Here is a 19,195-nt window from a genome sequence, read left to right on the forward strand (position 1 = left end):
GGCCGCCTGGCACCCGGCTGATCCGGGGATGCCGCAGCGTGGTCCTCCACAGAATCCGACGGGTCGATCTGACATCGTCGGGATCCCCTGTGCCATTGAGACTGCCGCGCGTCCTCGCACGACTCCAGCATGCCTGCCGACAGGCTGCACCGGCCGCTGCGGCCTGGGTGCGGCTGCGCGCCGGCCGACTGCGTGCGGTCCGGTGGCAGGGCCGCGACCGTGCCATCCGCGTGCACGACCTGTTCGAAGGCCACCCGCAGCCGATGTGGTACTACGACCCGCAGACGCTGGCCTTCCTGCAGGTGAACGACGCGGCCGTGCGGCTGTACGGCTACAGCCAGGCCGAGTTCCTGCAGATGCAGGTGCCTGATCTGCGCCACCCGGCCGAGCGCGCGGACCTGGTCGAGCGGCTGCGCCAGCGCGCCCCCGGTGCCAGCGTGGTGCACTGCACCCGCCACCGCTGCAAGACCGGCGGCTGGCTGGACATCCAGATCAGCGCCAAGGAGGCCCGCTACGGCGGCCGCACGGCCATCCTGGTGCTGGCGGTGGACATCAGCGCCCAGGTGGCGGCACAGCAGGCCCTGCAGCGCCAGGAGCAGCAGTTCCGCGCGCTGCACGCCAGCCTGTCGGAGGTGCTGTGGCTGGCCACCCCGGATGGCCGCGCGCTGCTCTACCTCAGCCCGGCGTTCGAGCAGGTCTACGGCCTGGCGGCCGAGGACTTCCGGCGCGACCCGTCGCTGTGGCTGGCCCATGTGCATGCCGACGACCGCAGCGCCGCGCACCGCTCGGGCCAGCAGCTGTTCAGCAGTGGCAGCGCCGAGATGCAGTACCGCATCTGCCGCGCCGACGGCGAGCTGCGCTGGATCTCCGACCGCCGCACCCTGGTGCGCGACGAGCAGGGCGAGGTGGCGATGATCGCCGGCATCGCCGAGGACATCACCGCCCGCCGGGTGGACCAGGACACGCTGCGCCGCAACAGCCAGGAGCTGGCCGACCGCTATGCCGAGCTGGCGCGTTTCAACCGCGCCGCGGTCGACCGCGAGATGGACATGATCGCGCTGAAGGCGCAGATCAACCTGCTGTCGCAGGCCCAGCAGCTGCCGCCGCCGTATCGGCTGGCGTTTGCGGCCACGCCCGGCGACCAGGTGGCCGTGCCATGACGGCCGCCGCCGCCACCCTGCTGCGGGGCTGGCTGCAGCGCGGCCACGGTGCGCAGCCGGTGTCGCTGCACTGGTTCTTCACCCGGCTGTTCTGGCTGGGGCTGACGCCGCTGGTGCTGCTGGCTGCCGGCCTGGCCTGGGAGCGGGTGCAGACGGTGCAGGAGCGGCAGGCCACCCTGGCCGCCGAGATGGCCTCGGAGGTGGCGGCGCGCATCGACCAGAACCTGGCGGGGCGGCTGGCCGGGCTGCGGGTGCTGGCCGCCTCGCCGGCACTGGACGACCCGGCGCAGTGGACGGCGGTGCGGCCGCTGGTGCTGGCCTACCGGCGCTCCAGCGGCCACGACGTGGTGCTGGCCGATGCCGACCTGCAGCCACGCATCGACACCAGCCAGCCGGCCGATGCCGTGCTGGCGCCGCTGCAGGGCGCGGCGCTGCGGGCGGCGGCGCTGCGCGCCATCGAGACGGGTGCGCCTGCCGTCAGCGATCTCGACGCCCAGCCGCCACCGGCCGCACCGCGGGCCGCGCTGGTGGTGCCGGTGCTGCGCCCCGGGTTGGCGCCGCGCCTGCTGGTGATCCTGATCGGCACCGAAGAAGTGCAGCGCCGGCTGGAGAAGCGCAACCTGCCGGCAGGCTGGGGCATCACCCTGCGCGACACCCGCGGCGCCCAGCTGGCCCACCACGGGTGGCAGCCCGATCCCCAGGCAGCCCGGGACCATGGTGGCCTGGTGCAGGTGGTGCGCTCGGCCGTCAGCGGCCACAGCATCATCGTGGCGCTGGCGCCGCAGGTGCACCTGACGCCGGTGCTGGCCGCAGCCCTGGTGATGGCGGCCGCGGTGCTGTCGGCCAGCCTGCTGGGCCTGGCCGGCGCCCACCTGGCCAGCCGGCGGCTGGGCCGCATGCTGTCGCAGCTGCTGACGCCGCATGCCGCCGACGGCGCCGCGCTGGGCATCCGCGAGATCGCCGCGATCCGCGACACGCTGGTCGATGCCGCCCGCCGCCGTGCCGATGGCGAGGCCACGCTGCTGGCCAGCGAGGCGCGCTTCCGCCAGCTGTTCCACCATGCGCCGGTGCCGCAGGCCCTGGTCGACGAGTCCGGCCGCGTGGTCGACCTGAATCAGCGCTTCAGCCAGGCCTTCGGCTACACGCTGGCCGACCTGGCGACGCTGGAGGACTGGTCGGCCCAGGCCTACCCCGATCCGGCCTACCGGGCCACCGTGGTGGCGCGCCGGCGCCTGGCCCAGCAGCAGGCCCGCGGCGGCGACGTGGTGGACGCCGGCGAATACCGCCTGCGCTGCAAGGACGGCATCGACCGCCTGGTGGAGGTGCACCTGGTGATGATCGGCGACCAGATGCTGACCAGCTGGCAGGACGTGACCGCCGACCGTGCCGAGGCCGCCCGCCAGCGCGATGCCCAGGCCGCCGCCGCCGAGGAGCAGCGCCGCGCCCGCCTGGCCTCGCTGAACCTGATCGAGGATGCGCTGGCCGCCCGCCACCGGCTGGAGGCCGCCAACGCCGCGCTGCAGGACCTGTCGCAGGCGCTGGAGCAGAGCGCGCAGGCGGTGGTCATCACCGATGCCGGCGGCCGCATCGAGTACGTCAACGAATCCTTCCTGCGCCAGACCGGCCATGCCCGGGCCGACGTGGTGGGCCAGCCGGTGGGCTGCCTGCGCTCGGGCCACACGCCGCCGGCCACCGACGCTGCGCTGAAGGCCGCGCTGGCCCGCGGCGAGACCTGGCGTGGCGAGTTCATCAACCGCCGGCGTGATGGCCGCCTGGCGGTGGACGCGGCCGTGATCACCCCGCTGCGCGGCCGCGAGGGCGGCGCCGTCACCCGCTACCTGGCGCTGCTGGAGGACGTGACCGCGCAGCGCCGCCAGGGCGAGGAGCTGGCCCGCCACCGCCACCACCTGGAAGAGCTGGTGGCCAGCCGCACCGCCGAGCTGGAATCGGCCCGCGCCGCGTCCGATGCCGCCAACCTGGCCAAGAGCGCCTTCCTGGCCAACATGAGCCACGAGATCCGCACGCCGCTCAATGCGGTGATCGGCCTCACCCACCTGCAGCGGCTGGAGCCGCTGAGCCCCGGCCAGCGCAGCCGGCTGGACAAGATCGATGCCGCCGCACAGCACCTGCTGGCCATCATCAGCGACATCCTCGACCTGTCGAAGATCGAGGCCGGCCAGATGCAGCTGGAGCAGGTGGACTTCGCCCTGCCGGCGCTGCTGGAGGGCGTGCGTGCCATGGTGGCCGGCAGCGCCGCCGCCAAGGGCCTGGCGCTGCAGCTGGAGGCCGACGCCATGCCGCTGTGGCTGCGCGGCGACCCGACCCGCCTGCGCCAGGCGCTGCTCAACTTCAGCGGCAATGCCGTCAAGTTCACCCAGCAGGGCCAGGTGACGCTGCGGGCGCGGCTGCTGGGCAGCAGCGACAACGGCGTTCGGCTGCGCTTCGAGGTGCAGGACACCGGCATCGGCATCGCCGCGGCGCAGCTGCCGCAGCTGTTCCAGCCCTTCGCCCAGGCCGATGTGTCGACCACCCGGCGCTTCGGTGGCACCGGCCTGGGCCTGGCCATCACCCGCCGCCTGGTCGAGCTGATGGGTGGCACCGTGGGTGTGGACAGCCAGCTGGGGCAGGGCAGCACCTTCTGGTTCACCACCACGCTGGCGCTGGGCCAGGGCCAGCCGCCCAGCCACAGCCGCCGCCAGGGCGATGACCCGCAGGCCCTGCTGCGCCAGCGCCATGCCGGTGCCACGGTGCTGGTGGTGGAGGACAACCCGATCAACCGCGAGGTGGCCGAGGCCCTGCTGCAGGCTGCCGGCCTGCAGACCGACAGCGCCGAGCATGGCCGCGCCGCGCTGGACCGGCTGCGCCAGCGCCGCTACGACCTGGTGCTGATGGACATGCAGCTGCCGGAGATGGACGGCCTGGAGGCCAGCCGTGCGATCCGGCGCGATCCGGCGCTGGCCTGCATGCCGATCCTGGCGATGTCGGCCAACGCCTTTGTCGAAGACCGCCAGGCCTGCCTGGCCGCCGGCATGAGCGACTTCGTCGCCAAGCCGGTCAACCCGCCCGACCTGTATGCCGCACTGCTGCTGTGCCTGGACAGCGCGCCAAGGGCTGTCACCCCGGCGCTGCCGCCGCCTGCGCAGGCGCCGCTGCTGGCGATGCCGCCGGCGTCGGCCGACCCGCTGGCACCGCTGACCGCGCTGCTGGGCGATGCCGTGCCCGCAGCGCTGGCCCGCGTGCGCGGCGACCTGCCGCGCTACCAGCGGCTGTTGCAGCAGTTCATTGCCCAGCAGCAGCAGGATCCGGCGCGCATCCTGGCCCTGCTGGCGCTGCAGGAGCCGGCCGAGGCCGGCCGCCTGGCGCATGAGCTCAAGGGTACCGGTGCCACCCTCGGTGCCACACGCTTGGCCATGCTGGCCGCGGCGGTGCAGCAGGGGGTGGCCCGTGATGCGACGCCGGCGCAGCGCAGCGCCGTGCCGGACCAGGCCCAGGCCCTGGCCGACGAGATGGCCCGGCTGGCCGCCGGCCTGCAGACCTGCGCCGAGCCGGTGCCGGGCTGATCAGCCGGGGCTTGCGCGGCCCAGCTTGCGGTAGAGGGTGTTGCGGCTGATGCCCAGCCGGCGCGCAGCCTCCGACAGGTTGCCGTGGCACACCTCCACCATGCGCGCCACGCTGTGGGCCTGCTGCAGGCGCAGGTCGGCCTCCTCGTCGGCCAGCTGCTCGGGCGGGCGGCGGGCGCGCGCGGCCTGCAGGTCGGCGGCCAGGTCGTCGGGCAGCTGGGCCCAGCCGATCTGCAGCTCGCCATCACCCAGCAGCGCCACCGCGGTGCGCAGCGCGTTGTGCAGCTGGCGCAGGTTGCCGGGCCAGCGGTAGGCGGCCAGGGCCTGGGTCAGCGGCGCGTCCAGCACCAGCGGCCGGTCGGGCGCGATGTCGGCCAGCATCTGCGCCACGAGGCCCATCAGGTCACCGCGCTCGCGCAGCGGCGGCAGGTGCAGGGTCAGGCCGTTCAGCCGGTAGTACAGGTCGGCGCGGAAGCGGCCGGCGTCCAGCTCGCTGCGCAGGGTGCGGTGGGTCGCGCACATCAGCGCAAAGTCCACCGCCACCGGCTTGCCGCCACCCAGCGGCACCACCGTGCGTTCCTGCAGCACCCGCAGCAGCCGGGCCTGCATGGCCAGCGGCATGTCGCCGATCTCGTCGAGGAACAGGGTGCCGCCATGGGCCTCGCGGATGCGGCCGGGCGCACCCTCGCGCCGGGCACCGGTGAAGGCGCCGCCCTGGTAGCCGAACAGCTCGGCCTCGATCAGCGTCTCGGGCAGGGCCGCGCAGTTCACCGCCACGAACGGGCCCGCCCGGCGCGGCCCGCTGGCATGCACCGCGCGGGCGAACACCTCCTTGCCCACGCCCGACTCGCCCTGCAGCAGCAGCGCGATCGGCTTGTCGACCACCCGCCGGGCGCGCTGCACCGCGGCGGCCATGGCCGGGTCACCGGTGTCCAGCGCAGCCAGGGCATCGCTGCGCGCGGGCGGTGCGTCGATGGCTGGTGTGGCATCCGCTGCGGCCGGCCGGCGCGGGGCCATCGTGGCGCCGCCTTGCACACGCGACCAGAGCGGCGCGCCGTCCAGCCGGTGCAGCACCCGCGGCGGGGTGTGGCTGCTGCGGCTGGCCTGCAGCGCCCAGTCCAACAGGCTGTCCAGCGTGGTCTGCAGGCACTGCGCCAGCTGCAGCGTTCCGATGGCGCTTCGACCCAGGCCCAGCGCGGCCAGGCCGGCAGCATTGGCACCGATCAGCAGGCCCTCGCCCGACCAGGCCAGCAGGCCTTCGCCCAGCGTGCCCAGGCCCTCGGCCTGCGGGTGCAGGCGCAGGCGCAGGCTGCCGGCATGCCAGGTGTCGAACAGCCGGTGCTCGACCATGCGCGCCGCCGAGCGCGCCAGCCCCAGCGTGTGGCCCAGGCTGGACGGGTGGTGGGCGCGCTGCTCGCCGGAGATGTCGAAGGCACCCATCAGCCGGCCGGCGGGGTCGATGATCGGCGCGGCGGCACAGGTGAGGAAGCCGTTGCGCTCCAGGTAGTGCTGGCCGCCGTGCACCACCACCGGCGCCTCCTGAGCCAGTGCCGTGCCGATGGCATTGGTGCCGCGCCAGGCCTCGGCCCAGTGGGCACCCGGGCGCAGCGCCACCCGCTCGGCACGGCCGGCCACGTCGGCATCGCCCTGGGTGCGCAGCAGCATGCCCTGGGCATCGGCCAGGATCAGCAGGCTGGGCGTGCCAGCCACCTGCTGGGCCATGTAGTCCAGCACCGGCTGGGCATGCGACAGCAGTTCGTACTGCCGCTGCATCGCCCGCGCCAGCTGGGCCGCCGAAGCATGCGGCGCACCGTGCCGCCGCCCTTGCGGCGCCAGGCCGGCCTGGGCACTGCGCTGCCAGCTGCGGGCCAGCACCTCGCCCAGCAAGGGCGTCAGCGCCGGCAGCAGGTCATCGGCCGGGCCGTCGGCCTGTGCGGCCAGGCAGCGGCGCGCATCACGCAGGCGGGTGGCTATGCACGGCTGTGCATGGGGGTTGACCCGGGGGGTGTCGGGACGGGGGGGACAGTTCAGCGGCATGGCGGGCCTCGGGTGTGCTGCTTTTGAACAGCCTGTGCACTGCACAGGCCGATGGCACAGCACAGCGCAGGAAACAGGCCCGGTTTCCACCGGATCCGCCGGTGTTGGCGCGAAATCAAGCCTGGCACGGCGGGTGCAAAGGCGGCTGCCCTGCGGTGGCGGGCCACGGGGTTTCGCCACCGGCGCTTCCACCCGCTCCATCCACCTGTTCAACCCGTCAGGAGACAACCATGACCGTCTACGCCGCCCCCGGCACCCCTGGTGCCAAGCTCGTCTACAAGACCCGCTACGACAACTTCATCAACGGCCAGTTCGTGCCGCCGGTCGAAGGCCAGTACTTCGACGTGATCACCCCGATCACCGGCCAGGTCTACACCCAGGCTGCCCGTTCCGGCGCTGCGGACATCGAGCGTGCGCTGGACGCCGCCCACGCCGCCAAGGACGCCTGGGCCGCCACGCCGGCCGCGGCGCGGGCCAACATCCTGCTGCAGATCGCCGACCGCATCGACGCCAACCTGGAGCTGCTGGCCTATGCCGAGACGGTGGACAACGGCAAGGCCATCCGCGAGACGCTGAACGCCGACATCCCGCTGTCTGCCGACCACTTCCGCTACTTCGCCGGCTGCCTGCGCGCGCAGGAAGGATCGCTGACCGAGGTGGACGGCAACACCATCGCCTACCACTTCCACGAGCCGCTGGGCGTGGTGGGCCAGATCATCCCGTGGAACTTCCCGATCCTGATGGCCGCCTGGAAGCTGGCGCCGGCGCTGGGCGCGGGCAACTGCGTGGTGCTGAAGCCGGCCGAGAGCACGCCGGTCAGCATCCTGGTGCTGATGGAGCTGATTGCCGACCTGCTGCCCCCGGGCGTGCTGAACATTGTCAACGGCTACGGCCGCGAGGCCGGCATGCCGCTGGCCACCAGCAAGCGCATCGCCAAGATCGCCTTCACCGGCAGCACCGCCACCGGCCGCGTGATCGCCCAGGCCGCGGCCACCAACCTGATCCCGGCCACGCTGGAGCTGGGTGGCAAGAGCCCCAACATCTTCTTCGAGGACATCGCCAGCGCCGACGACGACTTCTTCGACAAGGCCGTGGAAGGCCTGGTGCTGTTCGCCTTCAACCAGGGCGAGGTCTGCACCTGCCCCAGCCGCGCGCTGATCCAGGAATCGATCTACGACAGGTTCATGGACCGCGCGCTCGAGCGCGTGGCCGCCATCAAGCAGGGCAGCCCGCTGGACACCGACAGCATGATGGGCGCGCAGGCCTCTGCGCTGCAGATGGACAAGATCCTGTCGTACCTGGAAGTGGGCAAGGCCGAAGGCGCGCAGGTGCTGATCGGCGGCGGCAAGGCCGAGCTGGGTGGTGACCTGGCCGGCGGCTACTACATCCAGCCCACGCTGTTCAAGGGCCACAACAACATGCGGGTGTTCCGCGAGGAGATCTTCGGCCCGGTGCTGGCCGTCACCACCTTCAAGGATGAAGCCGAGGCGCTGCAGATTGCCAACGACACGCCCTACGGCCTGGGCGCCGGTGTGTGGAGCCGCGACGGCAGCCGCGCCTACCGCATGGGCCGCGCCATCCAGGCCGGCCGGGTGTGGACCAACTGCTACCACGCCTACCCGGCGGGGGCGGCCTTCGGCGGCTACAAGGAATCGGGCATCGGCCGCGAGACCCACAAGGCCATGCTCGACCACTACCAGCAGACCAAGAACCTGCTGGTGAGCTACTCGCCGAAGGCGTTGGGCTTCTTCTGACGGCCTTGCTGGCCACACCGGGCGCCGGGAGGCGCCCGGCTGCGCTCAGTGCTTGTGGTGGCCGTGGCCGCCGGCTTCGGCCATGGCCTTGACCGGTGCCTTCACCGCGACGGTCTCCTTCTTGCCGTCCTTGCCTTCGACGGTGAGCGTGATGTCGACCGACTCGCCGGTCTTCAGCGGCGCCTTCAGGTCCATCAGCATCACGTGGTAGCCACCGGGCTTGAGCTCCACCGCCTTGCCGGCGGGCAGCGCCAGGCCCTTGGGCAGGGCGCGCATCTTCATCGTGCTGCCCTCCATCGACATCTCGTGGATCTCGACCACGCCGGCCACCGGCGAGCTGGCCGAGACCAGGGTTCCGCCCGTGGCGTTGGTGATCTGGAAAAAGGCGCCGGTGGCCTTCTGCTGGGCCACGGTGCCGCGCACCCAGGGGTCCTTCACGGTGGTCTGGGCCAGGGCGGGCAGGTTCAGCAGAGCGAGGGTCAGGGCGGCAATGCGCAGGGTGTGGGTCATGGTGGGTCCGTTCAAGGGTGGTGGGTGAGGAAACTGGGGGCGCAGCCACCGGCCTGCAGTGTGCCGCGCCTGGGTGGGTCAATGCTGGTGGCCGGCCGGCTGGGCTGGCTGCACCTGCAGCAGGGCGGCCGGGGCCTTCAGGCCCTGGGTGCTGGTGCCGCTGGCTGGCACCTCGGTCCAGTCGAGCTGGCCTGTCTCGCACAGCTGCTGCACGCGGAACCACAGCGGCCCAGGCTGGGCCGGCAACTGGCCGCGCAGGTGGAAGGTGTCGAACCAGGCGTCGTCCAGCCAGGCCGCGCGGCTGGCGGCCTGCCAGCGCACTTCGACCACGTCCTCGGTCACGGTGCGGCCGTGGCTGGTGTAGGGCTGGGCCAGTGGCGCCTTGCGCACGCTCAGCGTCCAGCCCGGCTTGGGCTGGGGCTTGGCGCCGCGCAGACCGGCAGGCACCTGCACCGTGACGGTGTGGGTGGGGCTGCCGTCGCAGCCATGGCCCACCCGCAGGCTGGCGGTGTAGGCGCTGCCGGCGCTTGCCTGCGGCTGGTCGAGCACCACATGGGCGGCGGCCGCCAGGCAGGTGGCGGAAAGGACGAGGGGAAGGGTGTGCTTCAAGGTCTGCATGGGGTTCACAGGTCGAATTTCAGTTCCGCAGTCCAGGTGCGTTGCGGGTAGGGGTGGAAGTTCCAGTACTGGTAGTTGTTCAGGTTGTCGATGCCCACGGCCACCTGCCACTGGCGGTCGAACTTCCAGCGCAACCGCACGTCGGTGGTGAAGTACTTGCTGGCGCCCTGGTAGGCGAAGCCGTTGGGGTCGCTGTTGTCCAGCGTGCTGAACTGCCGGCCGCTGTAGCGCGCGCCCAGGCTGGCCGACAGCTGCGGCGTGGCCTGCCAGACCGCCAGCGCAGTGGCCCGCCAGCGCGGCACCCGCGGCTGCCACTTTCCGATGGTGTCGCCCGGCGTGGCGACGAAGCCACTGTTGGCCACGGTGCGTGAATCGGCACAGGTCAGGCTGCCCTGCAGATCGAGGCCCCGCAGTAGCCAGTCGGTCCAGCGGCCGCCGGCGCGGGCCGCCAGCTCCAGCCCGGTGGTGCGGATGCGGTCGACGTTCTGCACCGTGTTGGCATTGGTGGCGGTGTTCAGCTGGCTGTACAGCGCATCGCGTGTGTCCTCGTGGAACAGCGTGGCGCGGGCGCTGGCGCCCACCGCCGTCCATTCGGCGCTGAGCTCGCTGGTCCAGCTGCGCTCGGGCCGCAGGTCGGGGTTGTTGTTGATGGCCTGGCCGGCGGCATTGACGCCGCCCTGGTACAGCTCGCTGACCGTGGGGTAGCGCACCGCGCGGCCGGTGCTGGCCTTCAGCACCCAGGCGTCGCTGAGCTGGTGCGACAGCGCCGCCTTGGGCGACAGGTGGCTGGCGCTGCGGGCAGGATGGCTGAGCAGGCAGCGGCCGCTGGCCACGCTGCAGATGCCCCGGTCGGCCGTGCCGGTGAAGGCTGATTCGGTGGCGCCGTCCCAGGCGGCCCAGCGCTCGGCACGCAGGCCCAGCACCGTGGCCCAGTCCTCGGCGACGATCCAGGTGTTCTGCACGAACAGGCTGCGGGTGCGGGTGTTGCCGTCGAAGCGGGAGGCGAAGGCGCCGGCCGCGCCGGTCTGCCAGTCGGGCGTGGTGTGCACCCTGTTGCGCAACTGGTCGGTGTCCTGGCCCAGGCCCAGGTCCACCGTGTGGGCACCGTTGGCACCGTCGGGCCGCCAGGTGGCCTTGGCCGCCAGCGTCTGCCAGCCGGTGCCGGCCTGGTCGGTGATGCGGCCGGCCTGCGGTGCGGCGGCACCGGTGGGTGCGTAGGCGCGGGCCTGGTCACGGCCATAGTCGTACACGCTGGCGGCCAGTTCCCAGTCGAACACGCCGCGGGTGCGCGACTTCAGGTTCAGCGCATGCATCTGGTGCTGCAGCGATTCGCGGCTGCGCGGAAAGTCGCTGGCGGCCAGCGTGTAGCGCTGCCCGCCGATGGCCACCGGCTGGCTGATGCCACCGCCGCTGGTGTTGTCGACCACCGCGCTGCTGGCATCGCGCAGCCAACTGGCCGAACTGTTGTCCGACTGGTTGTGCCAGAAGCCGCCCAGGTAGCTGGCCCGCAGCACGGGCGTGATGTCCCAGGCCAGCTTGAGCTTCAGGTGGTCCTGCACCGTGTCGTACTGGGTGCCGCCGCTGATCAGCCACCAGGCCTGGTTGCTGCGGTCGAGCCCGGCCACCGCACCGGTGGTGGCCGTCTCGCCGCCGCGCAGCGCGGTGCCGGCTGACAGCAGCCGTGTCGCCAACGTCAGTGGCTGGCCCTGGCTGTCCAGCCGGTTGAGGTTGATCCACCAGCTGAAGGGGCCCGCGCGGTTGCCCAGCGAGGCGCTGGCCTGCCAGGCGCTGAAGCTACGGCGCTGGCCAGGTTGGTCGTTGGGCTGGTGGCTCACGCCCAGCTTGGCATGGGCCTCGAAGGCCTGCGGCATGCGGGTGATGTAGTCGACCACCGCCCCCACCGCATTGCCGGGGTAGGCCGCGGAGAACGGGCCGTAGAGCACGTCCACCCGGGCGATCTCCTCGGGCGTGACCATGCCCCAGCGCGGGGTGAAGGTGGCGCCGTTGCCCAGCAGGTTGGACAGCAGCACGCCGTCGGCATAGACCAGCGAGCGGGCGCTGTTGCCGGTGCCCGACGCGCGGGTGGACAGCACCGCGTGGTTGTAGTCGCCGATGTAGCGCTTGCGCACCAGCAGGCTGGGCAGGTACTTCAGCGCGTCTTCGCTGTCGGTGGCGTTGATGCTGCGGTCGATCTCGGCGGCGGTGGTGCCCTCGATGGTGGTGGGGATGCGGGTGGGCAGCGAACTGGGCTGCAGGCCGGTGATGACCACCACGCCGGCGCGGCGGGTGGGATCAGGCGCGTTGTCGTCGGCCAGGGCCGCCACGGCCTGGCTAGCCGCCAGCGCCGCCAGGGCGAGGGGACGGATCGGGAACGTCATGGCATGGGTGCGGAAGGCACACCCCGGAGCCGGCCGCTGCGATGGCGGCGCGCCGGACACCGGAATGGCTGGATGACAGGGCGCCCGGCACCAGCGCGCGGCAAGGCGCGGCCCGGTGGCGGGCAAGGGGTTGCCGGCTGGCGCCGGCAGGGGTCATCCAGCCAGGGCGGGCGGAGCGCGGGCCTGGGCGGAGGCCCAGATCGGCAGCGGCTGCGGCGCGTGCAGGAACAGCGCCGGCATCAGGTGCTGCAGCATCGGACCGTGCAGCTGCGGCAGCACCGGCGGTGGCGCCCAGTGCGCCTGTTGCAGCTGGCACCAGGCGCATTGCTCCAGCCGGTGGCTGGGGTCGCCGGCCGGTGTCATCGGTGTCCCGGCCGGCGCCGTGCACACCACCGACCAAGGCGCCAGGGTGCCCTGCGCAAAGGCCAGTGCACGCGACACCGTCGGCGCCATGGCCGCCAGCACCAGGGCGCAGAGCAGCACCCAGTGGAGCGGACGGCGGCGGGACAGCGGCATGGGCGCGCAGTGTAGCGGCCCCCCTCGGACCGGGGCCGCGCAAACGGGTGTGCCGCTGCGCGGCGCGCAGGCCCGCCGTGGCCGGGTGGGCGACTTACACTCCCTGGCTGTTCAGCCCGCCGCGGCCCGCCATGGATCTGGTCTACAGCTACGTCGCCTTCTTCATTGCCTACCTGATCGGCTCGATCTCGTTCGCCGTCGTCATCAGCAAGCTGATGGGGCTGGGTGACCCGCGCACCTACGGCTCGAAGAACCCCGGCGCCACCAACGTGCTGCGCTCGGGTAACAAGGTCGCCGCGGTGCTGACGTTGCTGCTGGATGCGCTGAAGGGCTACCTGCCGACCGCCCTGGTGCAGCATTACGCGTTCGAGCTGGGCTTCGAGGACACCACCATCGCCTTCGTCGGCGTGGCGGCCTTCATCGGCCACCTCTTCCCGGTGTTCTTCAAGTTCCAGGGCGGCAAGGGCGTGGCCACCGCGGCCGGCGTGCTGCTGGCCTACGACCCGCTGCTGGGTGGCCTGACCCTGCTGTGCTGGGTGGTGGTGGCGGCGATCTTCCGCTACTCCTCGCTGGCCTCGCTGATCGCCGCGGCCTTCGCGCCGTTCTTCACCCTGCTGTTCGTCGACCGGCCCAGCGTGGCGCTGGCCGTGACGGTGATGAGCCTGCTGCTGGTGTGGCGCCACTGGCGCAACATCGTCAAGCTGATGCAGGGCAAGGAATCTCGCCTGGGCGAGAAGGCCAGCCCCGAATCCGACCCGTCGCAGCCGCGGCGCCGTCGGCGCCGCGTGCGGCGCCTGCAGGACGGCAACGCCCCCGGCATCGATTCCCGATCCTCCCGTTCCAAAGGAAACTGACACCATGGTTCAGCGTTACGACGTCGGCGCCCGCATGTCCGAGATGGCCGTGCACAACGGCGTGTGCTACCTGGCCGGCCAGGTGGCCGTGGGCGGCGCGCCCGACATCGCCGGCCAGACCCGCGAAGTGCTGGCCGCCGTCGATGCGCTGCTGGCCAAGGCCGGCACCGACAAGACCCGCATCCTGCGGGCGCAGATCTACCTGGCCGACATGGCCGACTTCCCCGGCATGAACACGGTGTGGGACAGCTGGGTGGTGGCCGGCCACACGCCGCCGCGCGCCACGGTGCAGGCCGCGCTGGCCAAGCCGGAGTGGAAGGTCGAGATCGTCGTCACCGCCGCGCTGTGACAGCTGCTGCGCCCGGGCGCGTGCCCTGGCGCAGCTTGGCCGGCCTGGCGGTGGTGGTGGCCCTGGCGAGTGGCGCCAGCCAGTGGTGGCGCAGCCACCTGGCCGGCAGCCTGGGCGAGCAGCTGGTGGCGCTGGCCCGGCCGGGCGACATCCAGATGCTCTCGTCCACCACCTGTGTCTACTGCACTGCGGCCCGGCGCTGGCTGACCGACCAGCAGGTGCCGTTCGGCGAATGCTTCATCGAGCGCGACGCCGATTGCGCGGCGCGCTACCAGGCCATGGGCGCGCGCGGCACGCCCACGCTGCTGGTGCGTGGCCAGGTGCAGCTGGGCTTCAGCCCGCAGCAGGTGCTGGACGGGCTGCAGGCCCGCCGCTGATCACAAGCCGAGACGCGCCAGGTCCCCGCGGCCCTTGCGCACCAGCACCGGCGTGTCGCCGCTCAGGTCGATCACCGTGGTCGGCGCCATCGGGCAGGCGCCGGCATCCACCACGCCGGCGATCAGCTTCTGGTAGCGCACCAGGATGTCCTCGGCATCGTTCATCGGCTCGGTCTCGCCCGGGGCGATCAGCGTGGTGGCCAGCAGCGGCTGGCCCAGCTCTTCCAGCAGCGCCTGCGCCACCTTGTGCGCCGGCACCCGCAGGCCGATGGTGCGCCGCGACGGGTGCGACAGCCGGCGCGGCACCTCCTTGGTGGCCTCCAGGATGAAGGTGTAGGGCCCGGGCGTGCCCAGCTTCAGCAGCCGGTACTGGCGGTTGTCGACCCGGGCGTAGTTGGCCAGCTCCGACAGATCCCGGCACAGCAGGGTGAGGTGGTGCTTGTCGTCGACCTGGCGGATGCGGCGCAGCGACTCGGCGGCGGCCTTGTCGTCGAGGTGGCAGACAAGGGCATAGCTGCTGTCGGTGGGCACGGCGCAGACGCCGCCCTGGTGCAGCAGCTGCGCCGCCTGCTTCAGCAGCCGCGGCTGGGGGTTGTCGGGGTGGACTTCGAAGAACTGCGACATGCGCGGCCAGAGGGCGGGCGGTGGACGGGAAAGACTGGGCAACCCCGGGACTCTACGCCGTGTGCGGCCGCTGCCGCATGCATCTGATCAAACCTGCAGGCTGGCAGCGGCTGCCCAGGCGTTGCCGGGCCGCGCCAGCGCCTGCCACACCGGCTGCAGCACGCCAGGCAGGTCGGGCAGGGTGCCCAGGTCGGTGCGGCTTTCCTCGGGCGAATGGAAATCGCTGCCGCGCGAGGCGAACAAGCCGAACTCCTGCGCCATCGCGGTGTACTTCGCGGTGTCGGCCTGGCCGTGGCTGCCGGTCAGCACTTCCACGCCCTGGCCGCCGTGGGCCTTGAACTCGGAGAACAGCGCGTACTCCTCGTTGACGGTCAACTTGTAGCGGCCCGGATGGGCGATCACGGCCACGCCACCGGCCTGGGTGATCCAGCGCACCGCCTCGCCCAGGCCAGCCCACTCATGAGGCACGAAACCGGGCTTGCCCTCGGTGAGGAAGCGGCGGAACACCGCGCCGGTGTCGGTGCAGGTGCCGGTCTCCACCAGCCAGCGGGCAAAGTGGGTGCGTGAGACCAGGGCCGGGTTGCCCACGTAGCGCAGCGCCCCTTCGAAGGCACCCTTCAGCCCCACCTGGGCCAGGCCGTCGGCCATGGCCTGGGCACGGGCCAGGCGGCCGCCGCGGGTGCGGGCCAGGCCGGCCAACAGGGCGGGATTGGAGGCGTCGAAGCCGAGGCCGACGATGTGCACCGTCTCCTTGGCAAAGCTGACCGAGATCTCGACGCCGTTGACGAAGCCCATGCCCAGGGCGGAAGCGGCCGCGGCGGCCTCGGCCAGGCCGCTGACCTCGTCATGGTCGGTCAGGGCCCAGAGCTCGACGCCGTTGTCATGGGCACGCCGGGCCAGCGCGGTGGGGCTCAGGGTGCCGTCGGAAAAACGGGAGTGGCAATGCAGGTCGGCGTTGAGAAGGTGCACCTGGGTATTTTCGCAGCTTGGCCGGGTGGCGTGCTGGCGCGCACGCGACGACCCTGTGCATTGCTGCGCAGGCGCCGCCCAAGGCGCCGGGTGCGCCTCAACCGGCCACCACCCGCACCGGTGCGGGCTGGGCCTCGGGCTCGGCGTCGAAACGCTCGAAGCCGGTGTAGCAGAGGAAGTGGCGGTTGGCGGCGCGGCCGAACAGCGTCATGCCCAGCTGCTCGGCCAGCCCATGGCCCATGGCGGTGACACCATTGCGCGAGACGATGATCGGCACGCCCATCTGGGCCGACTTCATCACCATCTCGCTGGTCAGCCGGCCGGTGGTGTAGAAGGTCTTGTCCGCGCCGGTGACGCCGTGCATCGCCATCCAGCCGGCGATGGTGTCGATGGCGTTGTGGCGGCCCACGTCTTCCACCGCCACCAGCATCTGGCTGCCTGTGAACAGCGCGCAGCCATGCACCGAGCCGGCCTTGCGGTGGATGCTGTGGCGCTGGCGCATCTGCTCCAGCAGCGCATTCAGCGTGCCCTGGCGGATGCGGGCGCTGGCGGCATCGGGCAGGCGGATGCCGCCCAGCTGGTCCATCGCGTCGCCGAACACCGTGCCCTGGCCGCAGCCGGTGGTGACGACACGGTGCGCCGTCTTGCCGGCCAGGTCGGCGATGCCGGTCTGTGTTTGCACCGCAGCGGCCCCGACATCCCAGTCGACGGTGATGGAGGCCACTTCGGCCACATCGGCGATCAGCCGCTGGTTCAGCAGCCAGCCCAGCACCAGCAGCTCGGGGCAGGCGCCCAGGGTCATCAGCGTGACCAGCTCGCGCTTGTCGACGAAGACCGTCAGCGGGCGCTCGGCCGGGATGTGCAGCAGGCGGCGGGCGCCATGCTCGTCCTGCACCGTGATCTCGCGCAGCAGCGTGCCCTGGGCGGTGGTGAGCCGCGGCGCGCCGGGCACCAGGGGCGGCTGCACCGGGGCCTCGAAGGCGCGGGGCTCGCCAGTGTCTGCAGCCCGCGCCGGCGTGGCCGTGGTCTGGGCGTGGCGCCGCTGCAGGGCCATCAGCGGGACATCACTTCTTGGCGGGCGCGGCGGGTGCCGCGGCCATGGCCGGCGCGGGGGCCGCGGCCGCCGCTGGCGCGGCCCCAGGCAGCGTGGAGACGAACGGTCCGGGGTCGGCACAGGCCGGCGTCTCGGTGGGCGCCGGCGCGGGCTTGCCGGCCTTCTTGGCGCTGGCCTGGTAGCTGGCCGCCACCTTGTCCATCGCCAGGCAGAGCTTGTAGTTGTCGACCTTGCCGGCATGGGCCGTCTTGGCCGCGGTTTCGGCCGCCTTGGCCTTGGCCTCGTCGCTGGGCGCGGGCAGCTTGGCCAGGGTGGTGCCGGCCAAGGTCGCCAGCAACAGGGCGGTGAGGGTGGTGCGCATCGTCATCCTGGATTCTCCTGCAGCTTCAGGCCTGCGGTGCGGCATCGCCCACCGGGCGGCTGCCGCCTGGCGGGGTGGAACGCTGCACCGGGATCTTGCCGGCCTTCACGTCGTCCAGCCACAGCGCATGGTGTTCGCGGGCCCAGCCTTCGTTCACATAGCCGGTGCGCATGGCCTTGTAGGCGCCGCGGGTGCCGATGGTGCCCATGTAGATGTGACCGAGCAGGAAGGTCATCATCAGGATCGACGCCACCGCATGGATCATGTGGGCCACCTGCATGTCGCCGCGCAGGTAGTCCAGCCCGGGCAGCAGCTTGTCCAGCACCAGGCCGGAGCCGACGACAAAGATGCCCGGCACGCAGATGCCCCACCAGAACATGCCCTTCTCGGCGGGGTTGAAGCGGTGCGACGGGATCTCTTCCTTGCCGAACAGACCACCGCCTCGCACCAGCCACTTGAAATCCCACACCGTGGCGATGTTGTCCTTGACGAAGGTGACCAGCACGATCACCAGCGACACCGCGAACAGCGGCCCGACGAAGTTGTGCGCCGTCTTCAGCGCATAGGTGAGCCAGCCGAACAGGCTGCTGCCGATGACCGGCAGCAGGAAGAACTTGCCGAAGGCCATCACGATGCCCGAGATGGCCAGCGTGACGAAGGCGATGGCGTTGGTCCAGTGGGCGGCGCGCTCCAGCGGCGTGAAGCGCTCGATCACCAGGCCGGCATCGGCATGGTCATGCCCCAGCGGGCCCCTGCGCCAGTAGAACAGGCCCAGGGCCACCACCACGATCAGCAGCAGCGAGCCGCCATAGGGCAGCAGCCACTGGTTGCGCACCTGGCGCCAGGCTTCGCCGGCGTTGGTGAAACGCGCGCCGGGGTACTGCACGAAGGGCTGGATCAGCACACCCTGCTCGGCGCCGGGCAGGTTGCTGGTGCCGGGCTGCACGCCGGAATCGCGCACCGCGCGCCACATCGGCGCGTTGTTGCCGGGCTGGCTGCGCATGCGCTCGGCATTGCTCTCGCCCGGCTTGGGGTCGGCCGGGGCGACGAAGCCGGCCGGCGGGCCCTTGGGCACCGCATCGGCGGGGGCTGCCGTGGCCTGCGCGAGGCTGGCGCCGGCGGCCAGCGTCAGTGTGGCGGCGGCCAGAAGGTGACGGAGGATGGAATGCATGGCAGCTCCTGCGGCCGGCTCAGGGCTGGGCCGGCGCCCGGGTGTACTCGTTCTGGCCACGCTGGGCACGGGTGCGCAGCTGCTCTTCCCACGCGGCCTTGTCGCCCGCCTTGAAGCCGGCATCGGCACGCTGGCCGGCGGCCGGGCCCTTCCAGGGCTGGGTGTCGTGCTGCCTGGTGGCGGCCGACTGCGGCTTCTCGGCACAGGCGGCCAGCAGGGCGGCGGCGGCCAGCAGGCCCGCCAGGTGCAGGCGCCTCATGACTTGGTGGCCTTCGGCTGGGCGGGTGCGGCGGCGCCGGCCACCGGCTTGCCGTAGGCCGTGCCCCAGCCCCAGACCTCGCTGCCCTTGCCGCGGGTGAGCACCCGGGTGCGGAAGATGTCGGCCACCACGTCGCCGTCGCCGCCGATCAGGGCCTTGGTGCTGCACATCTCGGCGCAGGCCGGCAGCTTGCCTTCGGCCAGGCGGTTGCGACCATACTTCTCGTACTCGGCCTCGCTGCCGTTGGCCTCGGGGCCGCCGGCGCAGAAGGTGCACTTGTCCATCTTGCCGCGCAGGCCGAAGGTGCCGTTGGTGGGGAACTGCGGCGCGCCGAAGGGGCAGGCATAGCTGCAGTAGCCGCAGCCGATGCACACGTCCTTGTCGTGCAGCACCACGCCTTCGTCGGTGCGGTAGAAGCAGTCGACCGGGCAGACCGACATGCAGGGTGCGTCGCTGCAGTGCATGCAGGCCACCGAGATGCTCTTCTCGCCGGGCACGCCGTCGTTGAGGGTGACGACCCGGCGGCGGTTCACGCCCCAGGGTACTTCGTGTTCCGCCTTGCAGGCGGTGACGCAACCGTTGCACTCGATGCAGCGCTCCGAGTCGCAGATGAACTTCATGCGGGCCATGCTGGTGTCTCCTGC

18 protein-coding genes are annotated in these 19,195 nt (G+C 72.0%); 6 read left to right on the forward strand and 12 right to left on the reverse strand.

Features of this window, described 5'->3' with window-relative positions:
* Positions 1-230: 230 nt before the first annotated feature.
* Both FFT10_RS00875 and FFT10_RS00880 read left to right on the forward strand, forming a co-directional pair.
* Entirely contained in the window at positions 231-1,160 is a 930-nt protein-coding gene (locus FFT10_RS00875; protein WP_137730879.1) for a PAS domain-containing protein, read from the forward strand.
* Entirely contained in the window at positions 1,157-4,720 is a 3,564-nt protein-coding gene (locus FFT10_RS00880) for an ATP-binding protein (RefSeq protein WP_137730880.1), read from the forward strand. Before FFT10_RS00875 ends, FFT10_RS00880 begins: the two co-directional genes overlap by 4 nt.
* On the opposite strand, the gene FFT10_RS00885 is transcribed toward FFT10_RS00880, so the two are convergent.
* The gene (locus FFT10_RS00885; RefSeq protein WP_137730881.1) at positions 4,721-6,757 is read right to left on the reverse strand and encodes a sigma-54-dependent Fis family transcriptional regulator; all 2,037 of its coding nucleotides are present in this window, start codon (positions 6,755-6,757) and stop codon (positions 4,721-4,723) included.
* A 230-nt stretch (positions 6,758-6,987) separates the two neighbouring features.
* Here FFT10_RS00885 and exaC point away from each other — a divergent pair, with 230 nt between their 5' ends.
* Positions 6,988-8,511: an acetaldehyde dehydrogenase ExaC gene (gene exaC / locus FFT10_RS00890; RefSeq protein WP_137730882.1), complete on the forward strand. Its 1,524-nt coding sequence runs from the start codon at positions 6,988-6,990 to the stop codon at positions 8,509-8,511.
* A gap of 45 nt (positions 8,512-8,556) precedes the next feature.
* On the opposite strand, the gene FFT10_RS00895 is transcribed toward exaC, so the two are convergent.
* The 4 genes from FFT10_RS00895 to FFT10_RS00910 all read right to left on the reverse strand — a co-directional run bounded on the left by FFT10_RS00895 (position 8,557) and on the right by FFT10_RS00910 (position 12,533).
* On the reverse strand, positions 8,557-9,021 hold the full coding sequence (locus FFT10_RS00895; RefSeq protein WP_137730883.1) for a copper chaperone PCu(A)C: 465 nt from the start codon (positions 9,019-9,021) through the stop codon (positions 8,557-8,559).
* 78 nt (positions 9,022-9,099) lie between these two features.
* A complete protein-coding gene (locus FFT10_RS00900) occupies positions 9,100-9,639 on the reverse strand; it encodes a YcnI family copper-binding membrane protein (RefSeq protein ID WP_137730884.1) in 540 nt (179 codons plus the stop codon).
* A 5-nt stretch (positions 9,640-9,644) separates the two neighbouring features.
* Entirely contained in the window at positions 9,645-12,017 is a 2,373-nt protein-coding gene (locus FFT10_RS00905; protein ID WP_137730885.1) for a TonB-dependent receptor, read from the reverse strand.
* Positions 12,018-12,170: 153 nt separating this feature from the next.
* Positions 12,171-12,533: a DUF2946 domain-containing protein gene (locus FFT10_RS00910; protein WP_137730886.1), complete on the reverse strand. Its 363-nt coding sequence runs from the start codon at positions 12,531-12,533 to the stop codon at positions 12,171-12,173.
* Between the two features lie 131 nt (positions 12,534-12,664).
* Between FFT10_RS00910 and plsY the strand changes: the two genes are divergently transcribed.
* From plsY to FFT10_RS00925, 3 genes are read left to right on the forward strand one after another with little or no spacing between them, the layout of a single operon-like run.
* A complete protein-coding gene (gene plsY, locus FFT10_RS00915) occupies positions 12,665-13,387 on the forward strand; it encodes a glycerol-3-phosphate 1-O-acyltransferase PlsY (RefSeq protein WP_137730887.1) in 723 nt (240 codons plus the stop codon).
* A gap of 4 nt (positions 13,388-13,391) precedes the next feature.
* Positions 13,392-13,736, forward strand: a complete 345-nt coding sequence (locus FFT10_RS00920) for a RidA family protein (protein ID WP_137730888.1) — start codon at positions 13,392-13,394, stop codon at positions 13,734-13,736.
* Positions 13,737-13,756: 20 nt separating this feature from the next.
* Positions 13,757-14,113: a glutaredoxin family protein gene (locus tag FFT10_RS00925; RefSeq protein ID WP_137730889.1), complete on the forward strand. Its 357-nt coding sequence runs from the start codon at positions 13,757-13,759 to the stop codon at positions 14,111-14,113.
* Here FFT10_RS00925 and FFT10_RS00930 read toward each other — a convergent pair whose 3' ends face one another.
* The 7 genes from FFT10_RS00930 to fdh3B form a co-directional block, all read right to left on the reverse strand.
* The gene (locus FFT10_RS00930; RefSeq protein WP_137730890.1) at positions 14,114-14,737 is read right to left on the reverse strand and encodes an L-threonylcarbamoyladenylate synthase; all 624 of its coding nucleotides are present in this window, start codon (positions 14,735-14,737) and stop codon (positions 14,114-14,116) included.
* 87 nt (positions 14,738-14,824) lie between these two features.
* Positions 14,825-15,706 (reverse strand): 3',5'-nucleoside bisphosphate phosphatase, encoded by an 882-nt coding sequence (locus tag FFT10_RS00935; RefSeq protein ID WP_137730891.1) that lies wholly within the window; start codon positions 15,704-15,706, stop codon positions 14,825-14,827.
* Between the two features lie 97 nt (positions 15,707-15,803).
* Positions 15,804-16,760 carry a formate dehydrogenase accessory sulfurtransferase FdhD gene (locus tag FFT10_RS00940; protein ID WP_137730892.1) on the reverse strand — a complete coding sequence of 319 codons (957 nt, stop codon included), beginning with the start codon at positions 16,758-16,760 and terminating at the stop codon, positions 15,804-15,806.
* Between the two features lie 10 nt (positions 16,761-16,770).
* Positions 16,771-17,127, reverse strand: coding sequence for a hypothetical protein (locus tag FFT10_RS00945; RefSeq protein WP_137730893.1), 357 nt, complete (start codon positions 17,125-17,127; stop codon positions 16,771-16,773).
* A 19-nt stretch (positions 17,128-17,146) separates the two neighbouring features.
* Entirely contained in the window at positions 17,147-18,292 is a 1,146-nt protein-coding gene (locus tag FFT10_RS00950; protein ID WP_137730894.1) for a formate dehydrogenase subunit gamma, read from the reverse strand.
* Positions 18,293-18,311: 19 nt separating this feature from the next.
* Positions 18,312-18,551, reverse strand: a complete 240-nt coding sequence (locus tag FFT10_RS00955; RefSeq protein ID WP_137730895.1) for a hypothetical protein — start codon at positions 18,549-18,551, stop codon at positions 18,312-18,314.
* The gene (fdh3B, locus tag FFT10_RS00960) at positions 18,548-19,180 is read right to left on the reverse strand and encodes a formate dehydrogenase FDH3 subunit beta (RefSeq protein ID WP_137730896.1); all 633 of its coding nucleotides are present in this window, start codon (positions 19,178-19,180) and stop codon (positions 18,548-18,550) included. The genes FFT10_RS00955 and fdh3B overlap by 4 nt, the downstream gene beginning before the upstream one ends.
* Positions 19,181-19,195 lie beyond the last annotated feature (15 nt).

This window comes from Pseudaquabacterium pictum, assembly GCF_005403045.1.
GTDB lineage: Bacteria > Pseudomonadota > Gammaproteobacteria > Burkholderiales > Burkholderiaceae_C > Pseudaquabacterium > Pseudaquabacterium pictum.